This is a genomic window from Massilia sp. CF038 (assembly GCF_900129765.1).
GTDB lineage: Bacteria > Pseudomonadota > Gammaproteobacteria > Burkholderiales > Burkholderiaceae_D > Telluria_A.
This window is the reverse complement of sequence record NZ_FQWU01000002.1, coordinates 1,529,958-1,553,543: the sequence shown is the minus strand read 5'-3', so window position 1 is coordinate 1,553,543 and position 23,586 is coordinate 1,529,958. Positions and strand designations below refer to the sequence as shown.

Below are 23,586 nucleotides of genomic sequence, written 5' to 3'. Positions count from 1 at the left end.
ATGATGTCGCGGGGAAACGAGTGTTGCAATAATATTTTCTTTCTAAAATTGCTATACAATATATTTACTCAGGTATATTTCTAATGGTCTTTTTCCACCAGAGGGAATTGCCATGCCGACACATGTACTGCAACGCTGTTTGATTTGCATGATCGTATTTGCTACTGGTTCGGCGCTGGCAGCGCCGCCCGCGACACCGGTCACCAAGGTCACCGACACCTACGCCGGCATCGCCATTGATGACCCTTATCGCCACCTGGAGCAGCTTGACAGCGCCGACGTGAAAGACTGGGCGCGGGCGCAGGGCAGTGATGCCCGCGCGACGCTCGATGTGCTGCCTGGGCGCGCGGCGCTGGCAGCGCGGATCAAGGAACTCAGTGCCAAGGCGAGCGACCGGGTCTACATGGTCACGCGGCTGGGACGCAGTACCTATTTCATGAAAAAACAGCCGACCGACGCACTGGGCAAGCTGTATGTGCGCACCGGTAAAGCGGCCGACCGCGCGCTGTTCGATCCGGACACCATGAAGGCGGCGACCGGCAAAACCTACGCCATCAATAATTATGCGATCTCGCCCAATGGCAGATACGCGGCCATGGTGCTGTCGGTGGCGGACGCGGAACTCGGTGCCATCCATGTGCTAGACATCAAAAGCGGGACCATGGTGGGCGCCACCGTACCGCGCATCTGGGGCGAGCTCAGTGCGATCTGGCTGCCGGACAGCGAGCACTTTGTTTACACCCGCAGCAGCGACCCTGCGCGCGCATATGGCAAAAATCAGATGATCGTGCATCGCGTCGGCAGCGATGGCAAGGACGATCAGCCTTTGCTGGGTTACGACATTGACAGCACCGTGAAAACACGCGAGAACGACTGGCCCTTCCTGACGGTGAGCGCCAGTTCGCCCTATGCGGTGCTGCAGCTGGTCGATGGCGTTGGCGGCATGCCGCGCGTGTACGTGCAGCCGCGCGATCAATTGGGCAAGCCAGGCGCGGTGTGGCGTGAACTGATTGGCGAGTCAGCCAAAGTGCGCCGCACCACGCACGCCGGGAAGTGGCTTTACGGCCGCACCTTTGACAGCGCCTCGCGCTATCGCGTGCTGCGCTGGGACCTGTCCCATCCGGAAGCCGTGCCGGTCGAAGTGGTGCCGCAGCAAAGTGGCGTGATCGAAGATATCGGCGCGGGCAGCGACGGCCTGTTTTACGTGGTGCGCACGGGCGCGGTGTCGGACCTGTTCGCGCTGCGCCATGGCGATGGTGCGGGCAAGGCCCGCAAGGTCGGGCTGCCGCTGCAAGGCTCGATTTATCTGTCCGATTCAGACCAGGCGATGCCCGGCGTGGTGTTTTCGCTGGAGCCCTGGACTGCGCCGCTGGACCTGATGATGACCCGCGTTGGCCAGGCCAACGCCATGTCGGCCGGGCTGATCGTTAACAAGGGTCAGCCTTATGACGACGTGATCGCCATCGAAACGACATGCCCGGCCCGTGACGGCGCCAAGGTACCGATCTCGATTCTGATGAAACGCGGTCTCAAGCTCGATGGCAGCAACCCAACTTTCATGGAAGGGTACGCCGGCTACGGCATGACCATTACGGCCGAATTTTCGCCCACCTGGGCGGCGTGGCTGGAGCGGGGCGGGATTTTGGCTCTGGCCAATCCGCGCGGCAGCGGGGCCTATGGAGAAGAGTGGTATCAGGCCGGGCGCGGCGCCACCAAACCCAATACCTGGCGCGACATGATCGACTGCGCTGAATTCCTGGTCAAGGAACGCTACACGGCGCCTGCCAAGCTGGCCGTGCGCGGCGTGAGCATGGGCGGGGTGGCCGCCGGCCGTGCGTTGACCGAACGGCCCGATTTGTTCGGGACCGCGATTTTGCAGGTCGGCCTGCTGGACGCCGTGCGTACCATCGTGGCCTCGCAGAACGGACCGAACCACCTGCTTGAGATGGGTGACGTGAAAACCGAGGCCGGCGTGCGCCAGCTGCTGGCGATGAGCAGTTATCACAACGTCACCCGTGCGGCCTATCCAGCGGTGATGGTCATCACTGGCATGAACGATAACCGCGTCGAGCCATGGATGTCGTTCAAGATGGCCGCACGCCTGCAGCAGGAAACGACGAGCGGCAAGCCGGTTTTGCTCCGGGTCGACGAGCAGGCTGGCCACGGTATGACCAGCACCACCGAGCAGCGCAACGCCATGCTGGCCGATACGCTCGCGTTCCACTTGTGGCAGACCGGCGACCCGCAGTTCCAGCCGAAGTAGCTGCCGTTACGGCCGCGCGCTCATGCGCGGCGGAAGTCCATGATCCAGTTGGTTTCCCAGGTCTTCCCGCCATCGGCGGAGAAGGCCTGTTCCCAGCGCGGCGCGTCGCCGTCTGCGTGCCATAAAAAGCGGACGCGGATCGGCCGGCCTTCGAAGCTGTCGTCAGCGTAGAACACGCCTTTGCCCTGATCGAAGCTGCCGACCATGGGAACGTCCATGCGTGTGGGATAGCGTCCGTCCAGCCACCAGATCGACCAGTTGCCTGTGGCGGGGTCGAAGCTGCGCAGCGTGACGGCGCGGTAACTGCCGGCAGGGTGGTGGATGATGTTGTCGTCGACATTGCCGGCACCGGCCAGCAGTGCGCTGGTGATGCAGCCGCCTTCGAAGGTAAGCCATTCGTCACAGTCGGCCAGGCGTTGGCGCAGCTGGCGGTGGGCGATGTGCCAGGTGCCGATAAAAAAATCGAAGTCAGCGCTGGAAGAGGAGGGTGATTGTGTTTTCATGCACCCATCCTATTCGCTAATCAGGACAGCTTTGGCCCTGATTGATGACCTTATTGCGCCAGCCGTTCGGCAGCCCGGTCCAGAATGCGCACCACCATGGCAATCGAATGGGGAATCATCTTCCGGGCCACCGATTTGCGCACTGCATGGTCAGTTGACGACAGCACCGCGCCGCCGTACTTGTAGGAGTAGGTCCCGCCCTGGGTCAGCAGTGCGCGAATGTCGGTGGCGCCTGGCGCCAGTGGCGTGAAATCGGCCAACGCGGCCTTGACCAGCGTGGCGTCGCCCAGTGTTTCGCTGTCGTAGTGATCCCAGACCCAGCCTTCCCAGCCCGAGTGGTTGTGCGCCAGCGTGTTAAAGGTATGGTGCGGCTGCAGCAGATCGGTGGTGTGGAGCGTGAAGCCCAGGGCCTGGGCCGATGGCGCTTCCAGGAAGCGGCTCCAGTAGTACTGTCCCAAGTTATCGATTGGCTGGAACGGGAAGTTCTGGTAATCCTGGTACATGGCGCGCGTGGAGTTGCTGCCCTGGCGGTAGTGCGCCTCGGTGATGCCGTAGGTGTTGTACTTCGAATTGTCGCCAAACCAGCCACCATTGCCGCGAATGCCGTCATCGAGATAATCGTTCACCAGCCAGGCCGCGGCCAGCTTGTCGATGTCGCCCGGGTTGTTCAACTTGGCGTAGTGGTAGCCGCCAAAGTCGTTACCGTGGGCGTCCACGCCTGCCGTGTGATTCTGAAAGTGCCAGAACGAGGTGTAGTGTGCCAGCCCGGAGCCAAGACCCCACAGGGGCGCGTTCTGGCAATTGCCGCTGGTGGAGCCGCAGATGTAGGTGTCCTCGAAATAATCGACGTCGTGCGCGCCCTGGCCGATGGCGGCGGCAAATTCGTCCATCGTGTAGCCGGCCTTGGTCACGCCCGCCAGCAGCTGGGTGTAGCGCGTTTCGGCCGGATGGGTTTTCATGAATTGCACGGCGTCGAGCACAATGCGGCGGTGCGTTTCGGTATTCCATGCGTGGGCCGGCACGGCGGCCACCAGCGCCAGCAGCACAGGCGCCAGTTTGAAGACTGCTTTCATTGGTTCTCCTTTTTATTGGTGGATGGTCAGGGTGCTGCTTGAAGCTCTTTGGCGAGTTGGGCACGCATCAGGCCGAGGCGGCGCGCCTTGTCCTCGGCCATCGCAATCTTGTTGGGGGCGATGCCCATGGCCCGTCCGCGCTCAATATCGGCGCGCAGGCGCGGCAGCTCCTCGTCGACCGCGCGGATGTAGGCTGCATAGGTGCGCTGCGTCTGTCTTGCTTCGTATGCTTCATAAGCTTTGGGATCGGCCAGCTCCTGTGCGCTGGGTGGATCGCGCGTGATGGGCTGATTGGCAATTGGCGGCGCTTCCGGGTCACCGTGCAGGCGCGATTGCGCCATGCTTTGCGCGGCTGATATATGGGGCTGGGAAGAGGGAACGGGGGCAAAAAACGGTGTCCCGGCAGTTGCCGGCGCCGCGACCACTGGTGTTGGGGGGGCGGCAGTATCGGCGACCGGCGCCGGTATGTCAGCCGATGGCCAGGCCAGCCAGGCCGCTGCTGCCATGACCGCTACAACGGCTGCTTTTGTGGTGTGATTCATGGCCGACCTCCGCTGGGAAAGGCAAGTGCCGCCTGTGCGCGTGCAGCAGCAAACTCCTTGCGCGCCCGCTCGAGGGCAATCGCTTTGCGAGCCAGGTAGCGCACGGTTTCGGAGCCGGCTGGCTGATAGCTTTCCACACGCCGGTCGACCAGAATGATCTCCCAATGGGCCGCACGATCCGGACCGACCGGATCACGAAACGGCATCGACACTTTTCCATCGGGCTGCTGGAGTACCAGTGCGTCCAGCCAGCTCGGATCAACGCCGGCCCGCACCCACCCAAGGGCGCCGCCGCGGGCCGCATCAGGCGCCACGGAGTAGGTCTGCGCCAGGGATGCAAACTCCTCGCCCTGGGCAGCGCGTTTGGCGATCTGGTTGGCCAGGGCTTCGCTCGGTACGCGGATATGGCGTGCGCGCACCCGGTCGATGCGGCGAAACTGCTCGCGGTTGGCCTGGTACCAGGCGCGGATATCGGACCGTGTCACACGTTTCGCCAGCCCCGCCTGAATCGGACTGACGTCTTCCGCATCATTGGCCAGACCGTACAGGCCCGTGGCCGCCCGCACGTCGTCCTGATCGGCCAGCGCCTGCCGCAAGTCGGCGACGGCGTCGTGGCCAAAGCGGCCCTGTGCCCAGTCCACCATAAGCAGGCCGGCGACACGTGCGCGCGCCTGCTGCAGCATGAAGCTGGTGTCGCGCGCGAAGAAGGCCATTCTTCCTTGGACGTTCTGCCGCTTCAGCACGTCGGCCACGCTGAGCGAAGCTGGCGGCTTGCCAGGCAGGGCATAGGTGATCAACTTGACGGCATCGGCCAGCGTGGCCTGCGGCGAGTCCAGGGTATAGGTCAGTTGGAGCTTGCCCGGTTTGCCAAACAGCCGGTCGAGCATCATTGGATCAGGCGCCCTGGATTCGAGTACCACCCGGTCCAGCGTGCGCAGCACCGGTTCGAGTTCGGTCGGATAGGTGCCGCGCAAGGCGCTGCTCAGTTGGTCGTCGAGTGCGGCTTCGCGTTCGAAGCCCACGCGGCTGGGCGGGTGCAGGGTCGCGGGACTGAAGCGTGTACGCAGCCATTGTGCGAAAGCGCGGTCGCCGGCCAGCTGTTCCAGTGGACGTTCTGCGGTAGCGGTGCGGCTTGCCACTTCCAGCGTCAGTGTGTGGAACTGGCTGGCTTGGACTGTACAAGCAGCGATGCAGGCAGCGACGCCGGCGAGCCATTTCATGTTGTTCTCCTGTTCGTTCAAGCGAGCACCGCGATGCCGTGATCGGTGCGGTCGGTCAGTATTTCAAACGCTGCCCGGTGCTCGGTGTGGTAGGTGACGGCGGCCATGCGCGGGCGCGTGACCGTGACGCTGCAAGTGGCCAGTTTGGAGTTGAGGCAGGTTTTGATGCCGCCTGGCGGGTTGGCATATCCAAGGCCGGCAAAGGCGGACGAGGGCGCGTGCATGCGGATCGATATGGTTACCTCGGCGCTGCGCGCATCGATCTCCCAGCGGAAGAAGTCGAGCGTTGCGCGCGTGCGCATTGCCTGTACCAGGCCATTGAGGCTGTATTGCGTGGCGCCGATGCGTAGTACCACCAATGTCAGCGGCGGCGACCACACGGGCCCCAGCTTCAGGCGCGCTGTCGTGCACTCCAGGAAAACGTCTGGCGCGCCGTCGAAGCCCGCCACCTGGCCCCAGGCGTAGGTGTCGGTGTGGCGGCTGCCCCAGTTGTGATTCTGGCTGCCGCGCCATTGCCGGATGTCGAGCGTGGCACCGTCGATCCGCAGTTCGCCCGAGAACAGCGCGGCCGGCCCGCCCACCAGTGCCTTGGCACGTGGCAGAGCACTGCTGTACAGCGCCGGTGGCAGCAGCATTAAAGGCGGGTGTGGCGCATCGTAGTTGAGTAGCCACGTCACCGGTCCCGCGTTGCCTGCCAGCCGCGCGCCACTTAACGACGAGCCGCCAATCACCAGCGACAGACTGCCGCTGCCGATACTGCAGGCGGTGAGGGGAAATGCGTCACGCTTTGCGACGATGCGTTCGTGCTCGCCGTCGAAGACCACGGCCCATACCTCGCCCACCGCGTCCAGCGGGCGCCCCTTGGGGCTGAAGAAGGTGTAGCGGATCCAGAACGCCAGCGGGCGCTGCGGATGATTGGCTCGCAGGAAGTAGCTCTCGTAGTGGCCTTCGCCGCTACCAGGCTGGAAGCGGCAGCGGTTTGCCTCGCCAATATCCATCACGCGCGCAGCGGGCGGAAAACTTCGCTCACCCGTTCCTTGAATGCCAGCGGGGCGTAACCTGTCCAGCGGCGAAATGCACGGCACATCGACGACTGTTCGTCAAAGCCGATGTCGGCGCTGAGGTCTGCCAGGGGCACGTCGCCACGCATCAGCATCAGGATCGCGTGCTGCGCGCGGGCTGCACTGACGATCTGCCGAAACGAGGTACGCTCCTGCTGCAGCGCGCGCTGCATGCTGCGGCGTTCGAAGCCCAGCATGGCGGCCACGGTCAGTTCGTCCGCCTCGGCCAATGGCAGTGTGGTCTGCAGCAGTGCGCCGACCGAACGGGTGACGGTCATGGCGTCGCCGGACGCAACGCGGGCGCAATGGTGCAGCCAGCCGCCAATGGCGCCATTGAGGACGTCGTCAGCAAAGCGTGGGCGTGCATCAAGCAGTTCTGCGGCAATGGTGACGCCGTAGCAGCAAGCTTCGAAATGGACGGGGCACTCGAACACACTGTCATAGATGGCCATGGGGGCGATGCGGCGATGGCGCAGCGCGACCTGGACCACGTCCACCTTTTCGCCAAGCAGGTAGCGGCCAAACGAGACCCAGCCCGCCAGGATGCCTTCCACCACAGCAGCCGGCACCGGTTGCGCCGGTTGCCAGCTCAGGTGCACGCGGGTGCCCTGGCGGCGTACCATGGCGTAGCCAAGCGTGCTGGTAATCGATTCGAGCTGGGTCAGATGACGGATCGCCTCGCGCAGGGTGGGCGCGGTTGCTGCGGCGATGCCGAGCATGCCGAAGCCGGCACCGCCCACGCGCGCACCGAAACGCAGGCCCAGCGCCTGGTCGTCCAGCTGGCGCGACGCACCCGCCATCTTGCTGGCATACGAAACGCCGCACAGGCGCGGTCCGGTGGCACGTGCATCCGCAGGCAAGCCTTGTTCGGCCAGGAACGCGCCCAGCGCATCGGCATACAGGGTCGACACGCTCGGCGTCAAAGGCGTGTATTGCATCGTCAGGCAGCCCAGGGGAACAGGACTTTGGCCAGGTCGCCAAAGATCGTTTTGAGGAACAGGATCTTGACCACCAGGTCTTCGTACCAGGGCGTGGCGATGGTCGAGAATGACCATGAGAAGTCCCACAGCGTGGCCGGCTTCCACCATTCGAAGTGCAGTTCCGAGGTCCAGTTATGCCCGTACAGCAGGTCCTGCACAGTGGGCTGGACCTGGCCAAGCGGCTGGAACAGACCGTGCAGGGTGGTCATGTCGTCCAGCAGATCGATTCCGGCATTGTTGTAGACGTGCTTGATGCCCACAAACTGCAGCCCGGCGCCGGCAAAGCGGTAGGTCAGCAAGCGACCGACGTCGTTCGGGGCAGGGGCCAGAATTTGCAGGGTGCCGTTGACGGTGCCGGACGGCAGGCGGTCGATGCGCAGTTCGCCGGTGACGGCTGCCGCGTAGTTCTGGTTGGCGCGCCAGGCGTCAATGTCGTTGATGACAATCTTGAAATGCACGCTGACGTTGCGGTATTCGCCCTGGTAGTAGGCGTAGCCGTGCATTTCTTCGGTAAAGGACAGACCGCGTGCCCACACCAGCGCAGGCAGCAGCAGGATCCCGATCATCAGCAGGTATTTTTTCATGGTGTCTCCTTAAATGCGGTTGCGCGCGGCGGCACGCTCGGCCGCCCGTTCGGCCAGGGCAGCAATGGTGAGCAGGGGATTGGCGCCCAGTGAGGTGGGGGCCACCGAACCATCGACAACGAGCAAGCCGGGGTAGACCGCCTGGCTTGCGCCGTTCGGGTTGTAGACCTGGCCGTCAGCGTTGACGACGCCATCTTCGACCCGGTCACCCATCGGACAGCCGCCCAGTGGGTGCACAGTGGTCATGACGCCGCCAAAGATAGCGCTGGTGCGCGGACTGTCGGCGTAGCGGCCACTTGCTGTTTTGGCGTGGGCCGCCATTTCGGCGCGCATGCGGGCGACGAAGGGTTCCTGCATCAGGTTGGGCCAGACTACGCGGGCGTTGCCGTTGGCGTCGAGTTCGATTTTGCCAGCGGCGCTGTCATGCCCGATCCCGAGGTACACCATGCTGTGGTCGAGGGCACCGTCGCTGCGGCGCGCCAGGGCGTCGCGCGCAATGCGCTGGGTGGAGGGGAAGTCAAACGCGCCCCCGGCGGCCAGCGGCATGGCCACGCGCATGGCGTCGACCAGCGCGCTGGGGATGGCCGCGTCCTCGATCATGAAGCGCTGTTCGGGAGGCCGGCCGCCGCCCCGATAGTCGGCCGCCGTGGTGATGGTGGGGCCGGTGCGCTTCTGGCCGAATGGCGCCGCGCCGCTGCCAAAGCCCATGATGTTGGTCTGCACGCTGGTGTTGTACGACACGCCAAGCAGGTCACCGTTGGTGGAAAAGCGCGTGCCCAGTGCCGGCGAGAGTGCCAGGCCGTGGCCGCGCGAGCGCAGCAAGATCTGGGTGCTGCCGAGGGAGCCGGCGGCCAAAATCACGCTGCCCGCAATTACGGACCCGCTGACAGCAGCACCACTGGCAGCGCGGCTGGTGTAGTGCACGCGCCAGCGGCTGTCGGGCAGGCGCTCGACCCAGTCCACCTCCATGCGCGAGAAAATCTGCGCACCGGCGTTGCGCGCCAGCGGCAGGTAATTCACGTCCAGACTGTTCTTGGCGCCTGTGGGGCAACCGGTCACGCAATCGCCGCAGTGGGTGCAGGGGTTCTGCCATACGCCCTGGGCGTTCTGCTGACCGTTGTAGCGGCGCAGGTTGACGGCGATCGGCAAGGCTTTCGCGCTCACCTGGGCACCGGCGCGCTGGCGCGCTTTCGTGGTAGAGACGTGGAACCAGTTCTTGCGCAGGGCGTCGTTCTCCTGGACTGTGTCTGCGGCCAGCATGGCGCGTACGCGCTCTTCATACACATCCATCGCGCCGCTGGCGTATGCCGTCTGCACCGACTGGGGCCAGCGCCCAAAAATGTCGCGGTCGGGTGCAATGACCACGTTGGCGTTGATGAGCGAGGTGCCACCGATGCCGTTGCCGCTCAAGACGTCGACAGTGCCGCCGATGCGGTAGTCGAACAGACCGAGCGGCTTGCTGGCGGAGCGGAACTGGGCCAAGGTATCGATCAGGCCACTGGTGAAGTCCGTGGGCGCCCATTCCTTGCCGCGCTCCAGCACGGCCAGACGGCGACCCGGCGCCAGGCGGGCGGCCATGACCGCACCGCCGTAGCCTGAACCAATGACCAGCACATCGTAGTCGCCGCGCAGCTCACTGGCGGGCAGGGTCAAGGGAGTGCGGGGCGGCAGCGTGGCTGCCTGGGCACTGCCAGAGGGCAGGGCGGCGCCGGCCATCAGGCCGCCCATCGCCGCCATGAACTGGCGCCGTTCCGTGCTGCTGCGTTTCGACATGGTCCGCTCCTTTTATTGGCGAGAAGCCAATTTAAGGGAGCGTATGTATGGGGTCTTGTCCGAATGCGACAGGCATATGTGCGTTCACGCCAAAAGTTGCTGCCTGGATTTTAATCAGGGCGACTCCGGCTTTGGCGCGGGGAATCGGTAAGTCTGGTGTAACTGCTCAGGCCGAGCGGGGAGTTCCGCTGCCAGGTAGCGCTGGACCAAGGCCAGGGTGGTGTCGGCAGCGAAACCGGCAGGCAGGACACCCGGTGCGGCGCTGGCCAACTGGAAAGCGCCTTCCATCAAGGCAAGCAAGGCTGCCGCCAGCGGCCGAGCCTGGTTTTCCTGCTTGCCGTTTGCCGACAGACAGTCGCGCAGCAGACACTCAATCTGCGCGCATTCCTGCGCAACGACGTCCTGGTAAATCGCGCGCACATCAGGCTGGCGCACTGCTTCGGCGCCGATCACGACCCAGGCGGCAACAGCTGCCGAGCTCGCGCCTTCGCCCATGCCAAGCCGGGCGCGAATGTAGGCCTCCAGGCGTTGTTCCGGTGTGATTGCGGCTGCCGCCAAGGTGGCAAACCGGGCTCGGCCCTGGTCGGCCAGGGTCTGCACCAGAGACAGCAGAATCTCCGCCTTGGTTTTGAAGTGGTAATGCAGCAAACCTGGCGCCAGGCCGGCCTGTCTGGCGATGAGCTGGATGGTGGCTTTCTCGTAACCGTGTTCTGCCATGGTCGCCAGTAAGGCAGCGACAATTTCTCCCCGACGCTGATCGGTGTTTGGTTTTCTGGCCATGGTGGTAATTAATTTGGTTGATCGACCAAATTATACTTGTTTTGGCCTGTCCAATCGGGTACGCTGCGTTTATTGGTTGATCAACCAAATAATAAACTGAACAGGCTAGCGATCCATGACCACCTTTTCCGGGACAACCCGCGCAGCCTCGCTGCTGATTTTTCTTACGATACTGAACATCCTCAATTTTGCGGACCGGTTTCTGCTGCAGGGGTTCGCGGTGGATATGACGGCTGATCTGAAGCTGAGCAAACTGGAATTTACGCTGCTGACCGGCTTTGTGTTCACCGGCTTTTACACTTGCCTGGGGCTGGTCATGGGCGCACTTGCCGACCGTGTGCATCGTCCGCGCCTGATGGCGGCAGGTGTCGCCGCGTGGAGTGCCTTGACCGGCTTGACAGCACTGACCGGCAATTTCGCTCAGCTTGCATTCTGCCGCCTGTTCGTCGGTGTCGGCGAAGCGACGCTGACGCCCGCCGCGCTCGGTTTGCTGGGCGATGTGTGGGATGCCAGGCGGCGCGCATCGGTATCGGGCGTGTATTACCTGGGCGCGCCGGTCGGGATCGGTCTGGCGTTCATTATTGCCGGCACACTGGGCGCGGTGATTGGCTGGCGCCAGTGCTTCATTGCCCTGGGTGTTCTTGGGGCAGGCCTGTCCCTGTTGCTGCTGCTGGTGCGCGAGCCGCGCACGTCCGCTCATGCCATTACCGGTGCATCGCGCTCCGCGCCGTCGCAAGTGATGCGCGATATCGCTGCCTGCCTGAAGGCGTCGCCCGCGCTGTGCCTGGTCATTCTGGGTGGCGTGCTGGTGATCTATGCGCAAGGTGCGCTGGTGCTCGATCAGCTGTGGCTGGTGCAGGAGCGCGGCTTCGGCAAGCAGCAGGCGCAGAACGTGTCCGGCGTGATTTTTCTGATCGGTGGCGTGGTAGGCGCGCTGAGCGGCGGCTACGCGGCCGACCTGATGGAAAGCCGGCGCCCTGGCGGACGTTTGCAATTCCTGGTACTGGTCTATTTGCTGGGCATTCCGGTGGCGTACTTTTTCCGTCTCGCCGATCCGTCCAGCGTGCTGTTCCTGCCGGCCATGCTGCTGTGCAGTGTGCTGCTCACGGTGGGATACGGCCCGCTGTTTGCGATCGTGCAGGACCTGGCCCCGGACCGGCTGCGCTCGACGATGACTGCCTTTCTTATCTTATGCATGACCTTGCTGGGTACATCGCCAGGGAACTTGCAGGTGGGATGGCTGACGGACCTGTATCAAGCGCAAGGACTGGCCGAGCCGATTACCCACGCTGTGCTGGTCGGTATGCTGCCTTGGGTAGCGGCCGTTCCCTGCTTCTATTTTGCTGGCCGGCTGGTGCGCAAGGCCGCCAAACCATGCCCCGCCGCTTGATCGGAATTCTGTGAAAAAGACACTAGACGACTGGTCTATTTGATGCTACAGTGCGTTTCATGAATGCTGCCACCGCCACTGCAACCAACGACGTCCGCGAAAACATTCTCGCTGTCGGACAGCGCATCATGGCTGGCAAAGGATTCTCCGGAGTTGGGTTGAATGAAATTGTGACCGCCGCTGGCGTCCCGAAGGGTTCGTTCTACCATTACTTCAGTTCGAAAGAAGCGTTCGGCGCGGCCATGCTGGAAACCTACTTTGAGCAATACCTGGCCGAGATGGACGCGATTTTGAGTCTGCCAGGGCTGACCTCGGCACAGCGGCTGCTCAATTACTGGCAGAGCTGGCAGGCAGCGCAATCGTATCTGGACTGCCAGGGCAAATGCCTGGCGGTTAAGTTGGGGGCGGAAGTGGCGGACTTGTCCGACACGATGCGCCTGGCTCTGCAGCGTGGCACCGAAGGGATCGTGAGCCGGCTGGCCGCCGCCATTCGCGCCGGCGTGGCCGAGGGTTCGCTTGCGATCAACGGTGATCCCGACAGCACAGGCCAGAGTCTGTATCAACTTTGGCTCGGGGCCAGCGTGATGGTCAAGATCCATCGCGACGGCGCACCGTTTGTGGCGGCATTGTCGACCACGCGCCAATTATTACAACTCCCACCAGCCTGAACGGTGGGTTCTCGCATTTCACTTGAGATGCTTTTTTACGCTTGATTTCTAGACGACTGGTCTACTAACAAGTTTTATTGACTACACACAGGAGCAACAACATGAAGATTTTGATGGTACTGACCTCGCACAGCGAACTTGGCAACACTGGCCGCAAAACCGGTTTCTGGCTGGAAGAACTGGCTGCGCCTTACTACGCGTTCAAGGATGCGGGCGCGCACATCGTGCTCGCTTCACCGCTCGGCGGCCAGCCACCGCTCGACCCGAAAAGCAATGAGCCATCATTCCAGACCGAGCTGACCCGCCGCTTTGAAGCCGACGCCGAAGCCAGCGCGCAACTGGCTGCCACGGTGCGTCTGGATACGATTGATCAAGCCGATTTCGACACCGTGTTTTATCCAGGCGGCCATGGGCCACTGTGGGATCTGGCTGAAGACCGCAATTCGATCGCGCTGATCGAATCGTTCATCGCTGCCAGCAAGCCGGTGGCGCTGGTCTGCCATGCGCCTGGCGTGCTGCGGCACGTAAAAAATGCGTCTGGCCGTCCGCTGGTTGAAGGCAAAAGGGTCACCGGATTCACCAACACCGAAGAAGAGGGCGTGGGCCTGACCAAGGTGGTGCCGTTCCTGGTTGAGGATGTTCTCAAGTCGCTGGGTGGTGTCTATTCCAAAGGTGAAGACTGGGGCTCGTATGTGGTGACGGACGGTTTGCTAATCACGGGCCAGAATCCGGCCTCGTCTGCCGCAGCGGCACAGGTGCTGCTTCAGCAGATAGGCTGATCCTCGCGCCTTTTTATTTGCCATGCATATGGGAACTTGATGTGATTGTTGCAATACAATGCAGCGAGCTTCCCAAACAAGGCATCCATGATCAGGACCGTACCGCTCCCTCTCCCGTCGCCACGCTGGCAGCGCTTTCTTTTGGCAGCAGTGATGGGGATCGCGCTGCGCGCCGTGGTCGGGCTGGAGTCAGTCTGGTGGCTGGCCTGGGTCGTCCCCGCGCCATTGCTGGCGCTGGCTTGCCGCAGTAGCGCGAGTGATGCGCGCTGGACTGTCGCCTTCGCTGCGCTCATCGGGACCAGCGTCAACCTGCCGTACTTTGCCAAAGTCATGCCGCTGCAGTTTGCGTTGCTGGTCATTGTGCTGCAAGCCCTGACGTGGCTTGTGGTCGTCATGGCCGCGCGCCGCGTGGTACTGCGTTACGGCGCCTGGTGGACCGTGTTTGCGTATCCGCTGATTTGGGCAGCGCTGGACACCTTGACGGCTGCGTTCCTGCCGGACGGTAACTGGGGTAGTCTCGGCTACACCCAGGCCGATTTTCTGCCTGCGCTGCAGTTGACAGCACTGTTCGGCGTTCCCGGGCTCGTGTTCGTCATGTCGCTCACGGCATCGGCGCTGGCAATGCCGCTGACCTTCGGCCGCACCTTGCCACAAGCATGGCGCGCCAGTGCCTTGTCCGCGCTTGTTCTACTTGGCACGCTTTCCTACGGCGCCGCGCGCCTGGCCACGCCAGCAACGCCAGGCACGCCGACAGTGCTAGGGCTGGCGGTCGTTGATGATTATCTGGACGCAAAAATTCCGCGCTCAGTGTCGGCGGCGGTGTGGAGCCGCTACGATGTGCTGATTGAATCGCTTGCCGCGCAAGGCGCGCAGATTATCGTGCTCCCCGAGAAGATCGAGGTTCTGCCCCCAGCTGCGTCAACTGCCTTGCAAACCCACCTGGCGGCGCTGGCCGCAAAGCTGAACATCTGGATCGTCGCGGGGGTGGGCGTGGACGATGGTGGCAAACGGGTCAATCTGGCATGGATGCTGTCACCGCAGGCAGGCCTGGTCGAAAATTATCAGAAGCACCGCATGGCGCCGCCGGAGCGCGAGTTTATTCCCGGCCATGAATACAACACCCATGTCATCGCCGGGGTGCAGTATGGCCTGGCCATTTGCAAGGATTTTCATTTTGCGTCGATGGGGCGTGCTTATGGCCAGCGGGGCGCGGCTGTCATGCTCGTGCCCGCCTGGGATTTTATCGATGATGCAGAGCTTGCCAGTGCGATCACGCTCACGCGCGGGGTGGAGAATGGTTACACGATCGTGCGCGCCTCGCGAGAGGGCTGGCTGACGGTGACCGATGGCTACGGACGCATGCTGGCGCGCGAGGACAGTGCCCCCTTGCCTGGCAAAGCCATGTTGTACCGGGCCACGCTTCCGGCGCAGATCGGTACACTTTACACACGCATCGGGGATGTATTCGGCTGGATCTGCGTTGGACTTGTTGTTTTGCTTTTCGCCATAGGCCTTCGCAGCTGGCCCGCACATTCATCACTGCGGCCGTTCAATAAGGGTGACGCCGTGATCTGGTCGGGGTGAGAGGATTCGAACCTCCGGCCTCTGCGTCCCGAACGCAGCGCTCTACCAGGCTGAGCCACACCCCGACGTGGATGCAGTCCTTGCTTGGAATCGTAGCGCGGGCCAATAGTTCCTGTCACCTGTGACAATGCAGGGCTAGACGTGCAGAGCGGCATATGCCTGCTGCCCCAGAAATGAAAAAGCCCCATTGCTGGGGCTGGTCGGGCGCAGGTGCCGCTTAGTGGTTGCGGTCGACCGCAAACTTGCAAAGCTGGAGCAAGCTGTCCTTGTAGATGCTCTCGGGCAGACCGGCAACCGCGTCCGCTGCGCGCCGTGCCGCGGTTTCGGCTTCGCGGCGCGTGTAATCCAGCGCACCGCTGCTGGTGACTGCTGCCAGAATGGCGTCGAAGTGCTGCTCGTCGCCTTGCTCGATGCAGTTGCGCACCAGTTCGCGCTGTTCTGGCGTGCCATTTTCCATCAGCCAGATCAGCGGCAGGGTGGGCTTGCCTTCACGCAGGTCGTCGCCCACGTTCTTGCCGATTTCGGCCGCGTCACCAGCGTAGTCGAGCACATCGTCAATCAGCTGGAAGGCGGTGCCCAGCGAGCGGCCATATTCGCCAGCGGCAGCAATTTGGGTATCGTTCGCGCCTGAAATCAGCGCGCCCAGTTCGGCGGCTGCTTCAAACAGCTTGGCCGTCTTGGAGCGAATCACTTTCAGGTAGCTGTCCTGGCTGACGTCCGGGTCGTGCATGTTGAGCAGCTGCAGTACTTCGCCTTCTGCGATGACGTTGGTGGCGTCCGACAAAATTTGCATGACGCGCATATTGTTCAGGCCAACCATCATCTGGAACGAGCGCGAATACAGGAAGTCGCCCACCAGCACCGAGGCGGCGTTGCCGAACAAGGCATTAGCAGTCTGGCGCCCGCGGCGCATGGACGATTCGTCCACCACGTCGTCATGCAGCAGAGTCGCAGTATGGATGAACTCGACCACCGCGGCCAGTTCGTGGTGCGCAGTGCCTTTGTAGTTGTAGGCATTCGCAACGAGCAGCACCAGCACAGGGCGGATGCGTTTGCCACCGGCGCTGATGATGTACTCGGCGATCTGGTTCACGAGACTGACCTCGGAGTGCAAGCGCGTGCGGATCACCGTGTTGACCGCGTCCATGTCCTGGGCGATCGAATGGGCGATGTTGTTTTGTGGTGCTTGAAGGGTGGCGGCGGACAAGGCAAACCTGCTGTAGACGTTGGGTGCGGGGATTATACGACAAGCACTGGTGCGCTGCCGGGTTTGACCAGGGCGGGACGCCAAAGCGTTGCAAATATTGAATCGCAAATACCAATCGTTACCTTGATTCCTTGACATTGCTGTTACCTGTGGCAAATTACTCATAGCGAATGATTTTTTGGGGACGGCGATGATTGGGTACGTGGAGCGGGGATGTGCACGCGCGGGGATGGTTCTCGCGCTGGCCGTGTTGTGCCCGCTCGCCTTGGCCGGCCAGTGCAGCAAACCGATCACCCTCGCGACCGGCCAATGGGAGCCTTACAGCTACTTCGATGCCCAGGGGCACTTCACGGGCATTGACGCGGACATGGTGCGCGCCATCTTTCAGGAAGCCCGCTGTGATCTGGTGGAGCTGGGGCCCATGCCGGCCAGCCGCAATCTCACGCTGTTCTTTCGTGACAAAATCGACCTCATGACGGGTGCTTCGCGCACCCCCGAGCGGCTCAAGCGGGCCCGCTTCAGTCTGCCGTACCGGGATGAAACCGTGGGCTTGTTCTTTCTTGCTGGCGCCAGCAGCGCCCGTTTTGCCGGTTTACACAGTTTCGAGCAGGTGGTCGGCCAGCCGCAATGGTCGCTGCTGGCGCCGCGGGTGGGGTACTACGGGCCGCTGTACGAGAAAAGCATGGCGCCGCTGCTGGCGGCCAAGCGCTTGTCTCAGTTCATTGACTTTACCCAGGGCATGCGCATGCTGGCGGCCGGGCGTGCCGACTTCATGCTGGGCGACGCATCCGGGGTCGAGCATGCGGCCGCGCGGCAGGGGGTGAAGGTCCAGCCCTTGCCGTTCTGGCTGTTACAATCGCGGGTGCACCTGATGTTTTCCCGTGCCACTGTCCCCGAGGCCGATGTGCGCCGTATTGACGCCGCCATCGAGCGCCTGCAAAAGCGCGGCGTGTTCGACCAGATCCGCAGCCGCTACGGCGGCATGTAGTCAAGTTGTCGACATACCACGAACTTGATGCGCTGTGCATCCCTTTTGACGAAAAAATTCATTCCGTGTATAATCTGCGGTTCCCCCGGCTCCGGCCAGGGAAATCTATTAACATTTGATGAGGTTTCATATCATGTACGCGGTCATAAAAACCGGTGGCAAACAATACAAAGTTGTCGCTGGCGAAAAACTTAAAGTAGAACAGATACCGGCAGACATTGGTTCCGAAATCACCATCGATCAAGTACTCGCAGTAGGCGCGGGCGACACCATCAAGTTTGGTGCGCCATTGGTCGAAGGTGCAAAGGTTCTGGTAACTGTTGTGGCACACGGTCGTCACGATAAAGTGAAGATTTTCAAGATGCGTCGTCGTAAGCACTACCAGAAGCACCAAGGCCATCGCCAGAATTTCACCGAAATCCAAATCGTATCGATCAACGGCTAATCGCTGTTTGCCCGGTTTAAACCAGCTATCTAGGAGCATTAAATGGCACACAAAAAAGGCGGCGGCACAACGCGAAATGGCCGCGATTCAGAATCAAAGCGTCTTGGCGTTAAAGTGTACGGTGGTCAGACCATCAACGCCGGCGGCATCATCATCCGTCAGCGCGGCACCCCAGTGCGCGCAGGCGAAAACGTCGGCACCGGCAAGGATCACACCTTGTTCGCGCTGGTCGACGGCAAAGTCAAGTTCGTTGTCAAAGGTGTGGGCTCGAAGCAGTTCGTCACCGTTGTACCGAACGAAGCTGTAGCAGCTTAAGTACTACCCGCGCTGTCATGGCGCGCATCTTGTAAGGCGCAAGCCTTCAATCGAAAGGCTCTGCCCACGGTAGAGCCTTTTTAGTTTTATGGCGGCAAAAATATGAAGTTTATCGACGAAGCAAAAATCGAAGTCATCGCCGGCGACGGCGGCAATGGCTGCGCCTCGTTCTGTCGCGAGAAGTTCCGCCCATTTGGCGGACCGGACGGTGGCGACGGCGGCAAGGGCGCCTCGATCTGGGCAGTGGCTGACCGCAACATCAACACGCTGGTGGATTTCCGCTATTCCAAAATGCACAAGGGCAAAGACGGCGAACCTGGCCGCGGCGCGGACTGCTATGGCAAGGGCGCGGAAGACATTTACATGCGCATGCCGGTCGGCACGCTGATCGTCGATAACAACAACGGCGAAATCATCGCCGACCTGACCGAACACGGCCAGACCGAACTGCTGGCCAAGGGCGGCGAGGGCGGCTGGGGCAATATCCACTTCAAGTCGTCGACCAACCGCGCCCCGCGGCAAAAGACCGAGGGTAAAGAAGGCGAACGGCGCGAGCTGCGTCTGGAACTGAAGGTCCTGGCCGATGTGGGCCTGCTGGGCATGCCGAACGCCGGCAAGTCGACCTTCATCACCGCGGTCTCGAACGCCAAGCCGAAGATCGCTGACTATCCATTTACCACCCTGCACCCGAACCTGGGTGTGGTGCGCGTCTCGCACGAGAAGAGCTTTGTGATCGCCGACATTCCTGGCTTGATCGAAGGCGCTTCCGAAGGCGCGGGCCTGGGCCACCAGTTCCTGCGTCACTTGCAGCGTACCGGCCTGCTGCTGCACATTGTCGACCTGGCGCCGTTTGAAACCAATGTCGATCCGGTCAAGGAAGCCAAGGCGCTGGTCAAGGAACTGCAAAAGTACGATGAAGCGCTGGTCGACAAGCCGCGCTGGCTGGTGCTCAACAAGCTCGATGTGGTGCCGGAAGATGATCGCAAAAAGATCGTCAAGGACTTCATCAAGCGCATGGCCTGGAAGGGCCCTGTGTTCGAGATTTCGGCGCTCAACCACGACGGTTGCCAGGAACTGGTCAATGCGATCTACCTGCACCTGGAAGCGAAGCGTCACAGCGAGCACCGTGCCGAAGAGACCCAGATGACTGAAGAAGCACGCGGCATTTCGTCGATCGATCCGGACGATCCGCGCTTCAAGATCCTTGATTAAGCTGCCGTTGGCCCTGCAGTCCCGGCTTGGCCAGCGCGCTGCGCTGCTCAAGCTGATTGCGCTGGTGTCGAGCCTGTCGGCCTGGATGGCACTGATCGATCCGGACCGTGTGGCCACCAGTTTTGGCATGTTATTAGCAGGCGTGAACGGCTACAGCCAGTTCTTCGCCATGTACGTCGGCGTCAGGCTCGCTACCGCGGGACTGGCGCTTCTGGCAGCAAAGCATGGCGACCAGCCTGTGCTCGGCGATATCACAGCATTGTTCATCCTGGCGCAGCCGGCTGGCCGCCTGATCGCGGCCTTTGCAATCGGTCTGCCCCAGGGATATTTGTTAGTCATATGCGGGCTGGAACTGGCTGGCGGCTTAGCGCTGCTGGCCCTGCGCCCGCGCTGATCCTAAAGCGCCGATGAAATCCGTCATACAAACTGCACAACGCATCATCATCAAAGTGGGCTCCTCGCTCGTCACCAACGACGGGCGCGGACTCGATCACAACGCCATTGCCCGCTGGGCTGCCCAGATTGCCGCCTTGCGCGCGCTGGGCAAGCAGGTGGTGCTGGTCAGCTCGGGCGCAATTGCCGAAGGCATGCTGCGCCTGGGCTTTGAAAAGCGCCCCACCGACATCCATGAACTGCAAGCCTGCGCCGCCGTCGGGCAGATGGGACTGGCGCAGATTTACGAAACCAGTTTCCGCGCGCATGGTCTGGGCACAGCCCAGGTGCTGCTGACCCACGCCGACCTCGCCGACCGCGAACGCTATCTGAACGCGCGCTCGACGCTGACCACGCTGCTGCGGCTGGGCGTGGTCCCGATCATCAACGAGAACGATACGGTCGTCACCGATGAAATCAAGTTCGGCGACAACGACACCCTCGGTGCCTTGGTGGCCAATTTGATCGAAGCTGACGCGCTGGTGATTCTGACCGACCAGCATGGCCTGTTCAGCGCGGATCCGCGCAAGGATCCTGCGGCCGTGCTGATCGCCGAAGGCAAGGCCGGCGACCCGGCACTGGAAGCGATGGCCGGCGGCGCCGGCAGCAGCATCGGGCGTGGCGGCATGCTGACCAAGATCCTGGCGGCCAAGCGCGCTGCCGGTTCGGGCGCCCACACCATCATCGCCTGGGGCCGCGACAGCGACGTGCTCTCGCGCCTGGCGGCCGGGGAAGCCATCGGCACCCAGCTGACTGCGCAAACCGGGCACCTGACAGCGCGCAAGCAGTGGATGTCGGATCATCTGCACACGGCAGGCAAGGTGGTGCTGGATGCGGGCGCCGTGGCCAAGCTGACCCGCGAGGGCAAGTCCCTTCTGCCGATTGGCGTGATGGAAGTACGCGGCGAATTTGGCCGTGGCGCCGTGATTACCTGCCTGGCTGAAGATGGCACGGCGCTGGCGCGCGGCATCAGCAACTACACCAGTTCCGAGGCGCGCCGCATCATGCGTAAGCCTTCGGCGGAGATCGAAGCGATTCTCGGTTTCCTGGAAGGGCCTGAGCTGATTCATCGCGATAACCTGGTCTTGATCTAGTCGAAATAACGTCGCCCTCGCGCAGGCGGGGGCCCATACCACGCATGCGCCGGCCGATCGCGACCGACCTACCGACCAACTATCGACACGCCCATGATCGAACGACTCAAAAACCTGTTCCGGCGCGCGCCAGACGACATCGCAGCGACCAAAGCCACCGACGACATGATTCTGGTGAATGCCTACAGCACCTTGCTGGCATTGCCCAAGCCTGAATTTGGCCACGTGCTCAATAACCGGCGCGACCTGTCCGATCCTGAGTTACTGACGCATCTGGATGGCTTTTGCGGTTATGTGCTGTCGCGCGGCACCCCCGAAATGTCGAGTCACAAATACCACGCCATCTTGCACCTGCAGCGCGTGCAGCAGCATGCCAGCCTGTGGGTCGCGCCGGGCGAAATGCCCGCGCTGTACGCGTGGGCGCGCAAGGCCAATGCGCTGCTGTTCCTCCCGGATGGGCATGTGCTTGACCCGGATGGTCTGGTGCTGGTGCACGCCGGTGACGGCAGCAGCGCCGCCGGCGCGAGCGAACCATATCCGGAGCAGGCACTGGCGCGCAAGGCGCGCATCGAAGGCAAGCTGGCGGCTGCTGGTGTTGAAACAGGTGCCAGTCTGCCGCCCTTGGTGTGCGAGAAAGAGCTCGTTCTGCGCAGCGAAGAGGAGATCGCTGGCCGTATCAAGGCCTTGCTGGTATGCGCACTGCGGGCCGAGTCATGCCTGGCCGGGCAGCCGATGAGCGTGGATGAGCTGTTCAGTAAAATTCTGGGCGCGGACGACCATCTTTCCGCTGCCGAGCAAGCCTACCTTGAGCTGGACGCGCCCACGCAGCACCAGAGCGTGCAGCTGCTTTGGCGCTATGAAGCGGTGTATCTATTACTGTGGTCGCTGGGACTGGCGCCCGAGCTGCCATATCCCCCGCAGCCATGCGATGCGGGTGAGTGTGTGCGCTTGCTGGGTGAGCTGAGCAAAGGGAAGCTGCGCGATCCTGGGGAGATCCTCGATGCGCTTGATTTGCACTATCGTTTGCACTGGTCGATTCGGGAACGGCGCCGCAAGGCGCAGCCGGAAATCGAGGGCATCGATGCGGGCGTTGTCTCGGAACGGCATCACGCGCTGAACTGGCTGGTGCGCTTCCAGCATGCGCAGTGGGATGATGTGGATACGCCGACTTAGGCCCCCGCCTTCGCGAGGGCGATGTGGTGGCTGATCAAAGACCCTCGGGCGCTGGGGTCTTTTGTTTGAATTCGCACAGATCGACAATCACGCAGTTCCAGCACTTTGGTTTGCGCGCAATGCAGGTATAGCGGCCGTGTAGAATCAGCCAGTGGTGCGCGTCCAGTAAAAATTCCTGGGGCACGAACTTCATCAGCTTGTGCTCGACTTCCACCACGTCCTTTCCTGGCGCCAGCTTGGTCCGGTTCGACACGCGGAAGATGTGCGTGTCCACCGCCATGGCCAGCTCGCCAAACGCGGTGTTCAGGACCACATTGGCCGTCTTGCGGCCCACGCCTGGCAACTGCTCAAGCTCCTCGCGCGTGCGCGGCACTTCGCCGCCATACTGGTCTACCAGAAGTTGGCAGGTGGCGATCACGTTCTTGGCCTTGGTGGGATACAGGCCAATCGTGTTGATATATTCCTTCAGGCCGTCCAGGCCCAGATCCAGAATCGCCTGCGGCGTATTGGCAACCGGGTACAGCTTGCGCGTGGCCTTGTTCACACCCACGTCGGTTGCTTGCGCCGACAGCAGCACGGCAATCAGCAATTCGAATGGGGTCGTGTATTCCAGTTCGGTTTTGGGGGATGGATTGGCAGCGCGCAGGCGCTCGAAGATGGCTTGGCGTTTGGCGGGATTCATTGACCTTGGGCTTTCTGGCGGGCGCGCTCCATAGCGGCGGCGATGATGGCGCGCTTGCGTTCTTTTTCTGCCAGTTCTTCCGGCGTATTGGTCACTTCGGCCACCACTTCCTTCATTTTGGCGGCCGCCTTGGCGGCAAGGCGCGCATCGTTCTCGGCCCGTTCGCGTGCCAGGCGCAGGGTGCGGAAGTCGTGACGCGAGCGGGCGTCGTCAGCCTGCTCCTGTGACCACGCGTTCCAGCCGGTGCGCTCGCCGGTGACCGGCATCATGGTGATGCAGTCGACCGGGCAGGGTGCCACGCACAGGTCGCAGCCGGTGCACAGGCTGGGCAGGATCGTGTGCATCTGCTTGTTCGCGCCCAGGATGGCGTCCACCGGGCAGGCTTGCATGCACAGGGTGCAGCCGATGCACAGCGCTTCGTCGATGAAGGCGACCGGACGTGGGCGTTCGATACCGTTGACGGGGTTGATCGGGATGACGGGACGGCCGGTAAGTGCGGACAGGCGGCGCACACCTTCCATGCCGCCAGGCGGGCACTGGTTGATGTTGGCGCTGCCGTCGGCGATGGCTTCCGCGTAAGGGCGGCAGGCTGCGAACCCGCACTTGGTGCACTGGGTTTGCGGCAAAAGGTCTTCGACCTGGTCTGCGAGGGTTTTTGTTGCGGACATGGCGATATTATAGTCGCCAAGAGCGACATCGTCCTCGCGGAGGCGGGGACCTATTCCGCGTTACCGAAGTTGTTCAGCACGGTATGGGCCCCCGCCTTCGCGAGGGCGATGTTGCTGCCGGAGGGATAGGGGGCGTGGCCGTTAGCGCATCGTCCTCGCGAAGGCGGGGA

At 62.4% G+C, this 23,586-nt stretch carries 24 protein-coding genes and 1 tRNA gene; 12 read left to right on the top strand and 13 right to left on the bottom strand.

Translation table 11 applies throughout. The features are described from left to right. Positions 1-148: 148 nt before the first annotated feature. The gene (locus BUC24_RS17375; protein ID WP_073218938.1) at positions 149-2,263 is read left to right on the top strand and encodes a prolyl oligopeptidase family serine peptidase; all 2,115 of its coding nucleotides are present in this window, start codon (positions 149-151) and stop codon (positions 2,261-2,263) included. Positions 2,264-2,283: 20 nt separating this feature from the next. Here the strand turns inward: BUC24_RS17375 and BUC24_RS17370 are convergent, their stop codons facing one another. The 9 genes from BUC24_RS17370 to BUC24_RS17325 all read right to left on the bottom strand — a co-directional run bounded on the left by BUC24_RS17370 (position 2,284) and on the right by BUC24_RS17325 (position 10,779). Next, the gene (locus tag BUC24_RS17370; RefSeq protein ID WP_073218935.1) at positions 2,284-2,766 is read right to left on the bottom strand and encodes a DUF1579 domain-containing protein; all 483 of its coding nucleotides are present in this window, start codon (positions 2,764-2,766) and stop codon (positions 2,284-2,286) included. Positions 2,767-2,816: 50 nt separating this feature from the next. Continuing rightward, positions 2,817-3,839 carry a phospholipase C/P1 nuclease family protein gene (locus tag BUC24_RS17365; RefSeq protein WP_073218933.1) on the bottom strand — a complete coding sequence of 341 codons (1,023 nt, stop codon included), beginning with the start codon at positions 3,837-3,839 and terminating at the stop codon, positions 2,817-2,819. 26 nt (positions 3,840-3,865) lie between these two features. Then, a complete protein-coding gene (locus BUC24_RS26700) occupies positions 3,866-4,381 on the bottom strand; it encodes a hypothetical protein (RefSeq protein WP_143167555.1) in 516 nt (171 codons plus the stop codon). After that, a complete protein-coding gene (locus tag BUC24_RS17350) occupies positions 4,378-5,601 on the bottom strand; it encodes a peptidylprolyl isomerase (RefSeq protein WP_073218924.1) in 1,224 nt (407 codons plus the stop codon). The genes BUC24_RS26700 and BUC24_RS17350 overlap by 4 nt, the downstream gene beginning before the upstream one ends. 17 nt (positions 5,602-5,618) lie before the next feature. Next, complete coding sequence (locus BUC24_RS17345) at positions 5,619-6,599, bottom strand: hypothetical protein (protein ID WP_073218921.1); 981 nt, start codon at positions 6,597-6,599, stop codon at positions 5,619-5,621. Then, positions 6,599-7,600 (bottom strand): AraC family transcriptional regulator, encoded by a 1,002-nt coding sequence (locus BUC24_RS17340; protein ID WP_073218918.1) that lies wholly within the window; start codon positions 7,598-7,600, stop codon positions 6,599-6,601. The genes BUC24_RS17345 and BUC24_RS17340 overlap by 1 nt, the downstream gene beginning before the upstream one ends. Positions 7,601-7,602: 2 nt before the next feature. Continuing rightward, positions 7,603-8,226: a hypothetical protein gene (locus BUC24_RS27000; protein WP_073218914.1), complete on the bottom strand. Its 624-nt coding sequence runs from the start codon at positions 8,224-8,226 to the stop codon at positions 7,603-7,605. A 9-nt stretch (positions 8,227-8,235) separates the two neighbouring features. Beyond that, positions 8,236-9,999, bottom strand: a complete 1,764-nt coding sequence (locus BUC24_RS17330) for a GMC family oxidoreductase N-terminal domain-containing protein (protein WP_073218911.1) — start codon at positions 9,997-9,999, stop codon at positions 8,236-8,238. Between the two features lie 114 nt (positions 10,000-10,113). After that, positions 10,114-10,779, bottom strand: a complete 666-nt coding sequence (locus BUC24_RS17325; RefSeq protein WP_073218908.1) for a TetR/AcrR family transcriptional regulator — start codon at positions 10,777-10,779, stop codon at positions 10,114-10,116. A 115-nt stretch (positions 10,780-10,894) separates the two neighbouring features. Between BUC24_RS17325 and BUC24_RS17320 the strand changes: the two genes are divergently transcribed. The 4 genes from BUC24_RS17320 to BUC24_RS17305 all read left to right on the top strand — a co-directional run bounded on the left by BUC24_RS17320 (position 10,895) and on the right by BUC24_RS17305 (position 15,200). Beyond that, complete coding sequence (locus BUC24_RS17320; protein ID WP_073218905.1) at positions 10,895-12,169, top strand: MFS transporter; 1,275 nt, start codon at positions 10,895-10,897, stop codon at positions 12,167-12,169. Positions 12,170-12,228: 59 nt separating this feature from the next. After that, positions 12,229-12,837 (top strand): TetR/AcrR family transcriptional regulator, encoded by a 609-nt coding sequence (locus BUC24_RS17315; protein ID WP_073218902.1) that lies wholly within the window; start codon positions 12,229-12,231, stop codon positions 12,835-12,837. A gap of 101 nt (positions 12,838-12,938) precedes the next feature. Continuing rightward, the gene (locus BUC24_RS17310; RefSeq protein ID WP_073218899.1) at positions 12,939-13,616 is read left to right on the top strand and encodes a type 1 glutamine amidotransferase domain-containing protein; all 678 of its coding nucleotides are present in this window, start codon (positions 12,939-12,941) and stop codon (positions 13,614-13,616) included. 87 nt (positions 13,617-13,703) lie between these two features. Continuing rightward, complete coding sequence (locus BUC24_RS17305) at positions 13,704-15,200, top strand: carbon-nitrogen hydrolase family protein (RefSeq protein WP_083598971.1); 1,497 nt, start codon at positions 13,704-13,706, stop codon at positions 15,198-15,200. On the opposite strand, the gene BUC24_RS17300 is transcribed toward BUC24_RS17305, so the two are convergent. After that, positions 15,189-15,265, bottom strand: a tRNA-Pro gene (locus BUC24_RS17300). The two genes, BUC24_RS17305 and BUC24_RS17300, sit on opposite strands and share 12 nt — an antisense overlap. 152 nt (positions 15,266-15,417) lie before the next feature. After that, positions 15,418-16,407, bottom strand: coding sequence for an octaprenyl diphosphate synthase (gene ispB / locus BUC24_RS17295; RefSeq protein ID WP_073218893.1), 990 nt, complete (start codon positions 16,405-16,407; stop codon positions 15,418-15,420). A 229-nt stretch (positions 16,408-16,636) separates the two neighbouring features. On the opposite strand from ispB, the gene BUC24_RS17290 reads away from it, so the two are divergent. The 7 genes from BUC24_RS17290 (at position 16,637) to BUC24_RS17260 (ending at position 22,066) form a co-directional block, all read left to right on the top strand. Further along, the gene (locus tag BUC24_RS17290; protein WP_073218890.1) at positions 16,637-17,395 is read left to right on the top strand and encodes a substrate-binding periplasmic protein; all 759 of its coding nucleotides are present in this window, start codon (positions 16,637-16,639) and stop codon (positions 17,393-17,395) included. 133 nt (positions 17,396-17,528) lie between these two features. Next, complete coding sequence (gene rplU / locus BUC24_RS17285) at positions 17,529-17,840, top strand: 50S ribosomal protein L21 (RefSeq protein ID WP_026172134.1); 312 nt, start codon at positions 17,529-17,531, stop codon at positions 17,838-17,840. A 42-nt stretch (positions 17,841-17,882) separates the two neighbouring features. Further along, on the top strand, positions 17,883-18,155 hold the full coding sequence (gene rpmA, locus BUC24_RS17280) for a 50S ribosomal protein L27 (protein ID WP_073218887.1): 273 nt from the start codon (positions 17,883-17,885) through the stop codon (positions 18,153-18,155). 102 nt (positions 18,156-18,257) lie between these two features. After that, on the top strand, positions 18,258-19,367 hold the full coding sequence (obgE, locus tag BUC24_RS17275) for a GTPase ObgE (RefSeq protein ID WP_073218885.1): 1,110 nt from the start codon (positions 18,258-18,260) through the stop codon (positions 19,365-19,367). Then, a complete protein-coding gene (locus tag BUC24_RS17270) occupies positions 19,360-19,761 on the top strand; it encodes a DUF4345 family protein (RefSeq protein ID WP_229448261.1) in 402 nt (133 codons plus the stop codon). The genes obgE and BUC24_RS17270 overlap by 8 nt, the downstream gene beginning before the upstream one ends. A gap of 13 nt (positions 19,762-19,774) precedes the next feature. After that, positions 19,775-20,893 carry a glutamate 5-kinase gene (gene proB / locus BUC24_RS17265; RefSeq protein WP_073218883.1) on the top strand — a complete coding sequence of 373 codons (1,119 nt, stop codon included), beginning with the start codon at positions 19,775-19,777 and terminating at the stop codon, positions 20,891-20,893. Positions 20,894-20,986: 93 nt separating this feature from the next. Then, positions 20,987-22,066, top strand: a complete 1,080-nt coding sequence (locus BUC24_RS17260) for a DUF4272 domain-containing protein (RefSeq protein WP_073218880.1) — start codon at positions 20,987-20,989, stop codon at positions 22,064-22,066. 34 nt (positions 22,067-22,100) lie between these two features. Here BUC24_RS17260 and nth read toward each other — a convergent pair whose 3' ends face one another. Both nth and rsxB read right to left on the bottom strand, forming a co-directional pair. Continuing rightward, positions 22,101-22,748, bottom strand: coding sequence for an endonuclease III (gene nth, locus BUC24_RS17255; RefSeq protein WP_073218877.1), 648 nt, complete (start codon positions 22,746-22,748; stop codon positions 22,101-22,103). After that, a complete protein-coding gene (gene rsxB, locus BUC24_RS17250; protein WP_073218874.1) occupies positions 22,745-23,416 on the bottom strand; it encodes an electron transport complex subunit RsxB in 672 nt (223 codons plus the stop codon). Before rsxB ends, nth begins: the two co-directional genes overlap by 4 nt. Positions 23,417-23,586: the final 170 nt, after the last annotated feature.

Bases quoted from the DNA above. Each gene is read 5' to 3' on its own strand.
- BUC24_RS17330 (WP_073218911.1), bottom strand. From the start codon at position 9,999: ATGTCGAAACGCAGCAGCACGGAACGGCGCCAGTTCATGGCGGCGATG.
- BUC24_RS17305 (WP_083598971.1), top strand. From the start codon at position 13,704: ATGATCAGGACCGTACCGCTCCCTCTCCCGTCGCCACGCTGGCAGCGC.
- BUC24_RS17375 (WP_073218938.1), top strand. From the start codon at position 149: ATGATCGTATTTGCTACTGGTTCGGCGCTGGCAGCGCCGCCCGCGACA.
- BUC24_RS17260 (WP_073218880.1), top strand. From the start codon at position 20,987: ATGATCGAACGACTCAAAAACCTGTTCCGGCGCGCGCCAGACGACATC.
- rpmA (WP_073218887.1), top strand. From the start codon at position 17,883: ATGGCACACAAAAAAGGCGGCGGCACAACGCGAAATGGCCGCGATTCA.
- rsxB (WP_073218874.1), bottom strand. From the start codon at position 23,416: ATGTCCGCAACAAAAACCCTCGCAGACCAGGTCGAAGACCTTTTGCCG.
- BUC24_RS17345 (WP_073218921.1), bottom strand. From the start codon at position 6,599: ATGGATATTGGCGAGGCAAACCGCTGCCGCTTCCAGCCTGGTAGCGGC.
- BUC24_RS17340 (WP_073218918.1), bottom strand. From the start codon at position 7,600: ATGCAATACACGCCTTTGACGCCGAGCGTGTCGACCCTGTATGCCGAT.
- BUC24_RS17350 (WP_073218924.1), bottom strand. From the start codon at position 5,601: ATGAAATGGCTCGCCGGCGTCGCTGCCTGCATCGCTGCTTGTACAGTC.
- obgE (WP_073218885.1), top strand. From the start codon at position 18,258: ATGAAGTTTATCGACGAAGCAAAAATCGAAGTCATCGCCGGCGACGGC.
- rplU (WP_026172134.1), top strand. From the start codon at position 17,529: ATGTACGCGGTCATAAAAACCGGTGGCAAACAATACAAAGTTGTCGCT.
- BUC24_RS17315 (WP_073218902.1), top strand. From the start codon at position 12,229: ATGAATGCTGCCACCGCCACTGCAACCAACGACGTCCGCGAAAACATT.
- BUC24_RS27000 (WP_073218914.1), bottom strand. From the start codon at position 8,226: ATGAAAAAATACCTGCTGATGATCGGGATCCTGCTGCTGCCTGCGCTG.
- nth (WP_073218877.1), bottom strand. From the start codon at position 22,748: ATGAATCCCGCCAAACGCCAAGCCATCTTCGAGCGCCTGCGCGCTGCC.
- BUC24_RS17310 (WP_073218899.1), top strand. From the start codon at position 12,939: ATGAAGATTTTGATGGTACTGACCTCGCACAGCGAACTTGGCAACACT.
- BUC24_RS26700 (WP_143167555.1), bottom strand. From the start codon at position 4,381: ATGAATCACACCACAAAAGCAGCCGTTGTAGCGGTCATGGCAGCAGCG.
- BUC24_RS17325 (WP_073218908.1), bottom strand. From the start codon at position 10,779: ATGGCCAGAAAACCAAACACCGATCAGCGTCGGGGAGAAATTGTCGCT.
- BUC24_RS17320 (WP_073218905.1), top strand. From the start codon at position 10,895: ATGACCACCTTTTCCGGGACAACCCGCGCAGCCTCGCTGCTGATTTTT.
- proB (WP_073218883.1), top strand. From the start codon at position 19,775: ATGAAATCCGTCATACAAACTGCACAACGCATCATCATCAAAGTGGGC.
- BUC24_RS17370 (WP_073218935.1), bottom strand. From the start codon at position 2,766: ATGAAAACACAATCACCCTCCTCTTCCAGCGCTGACTTCGATTTTTTT.
- BUC24_RS17365 (WP_073218933.1), bottom strand. From the start codon at position 3,839: ATGAAAGCAGTCTTCAAACTGGCGCCTGTGCTGCTGGCGCTGGTGGCC.
- BUC24_RS17290 (WP_073218890.1), top strand. From the start codon at position 16,637: ATGGTTCTCGCGCTGGCCGTGTTGTGCCCGCTCGCCTTGGCCGGCCAG.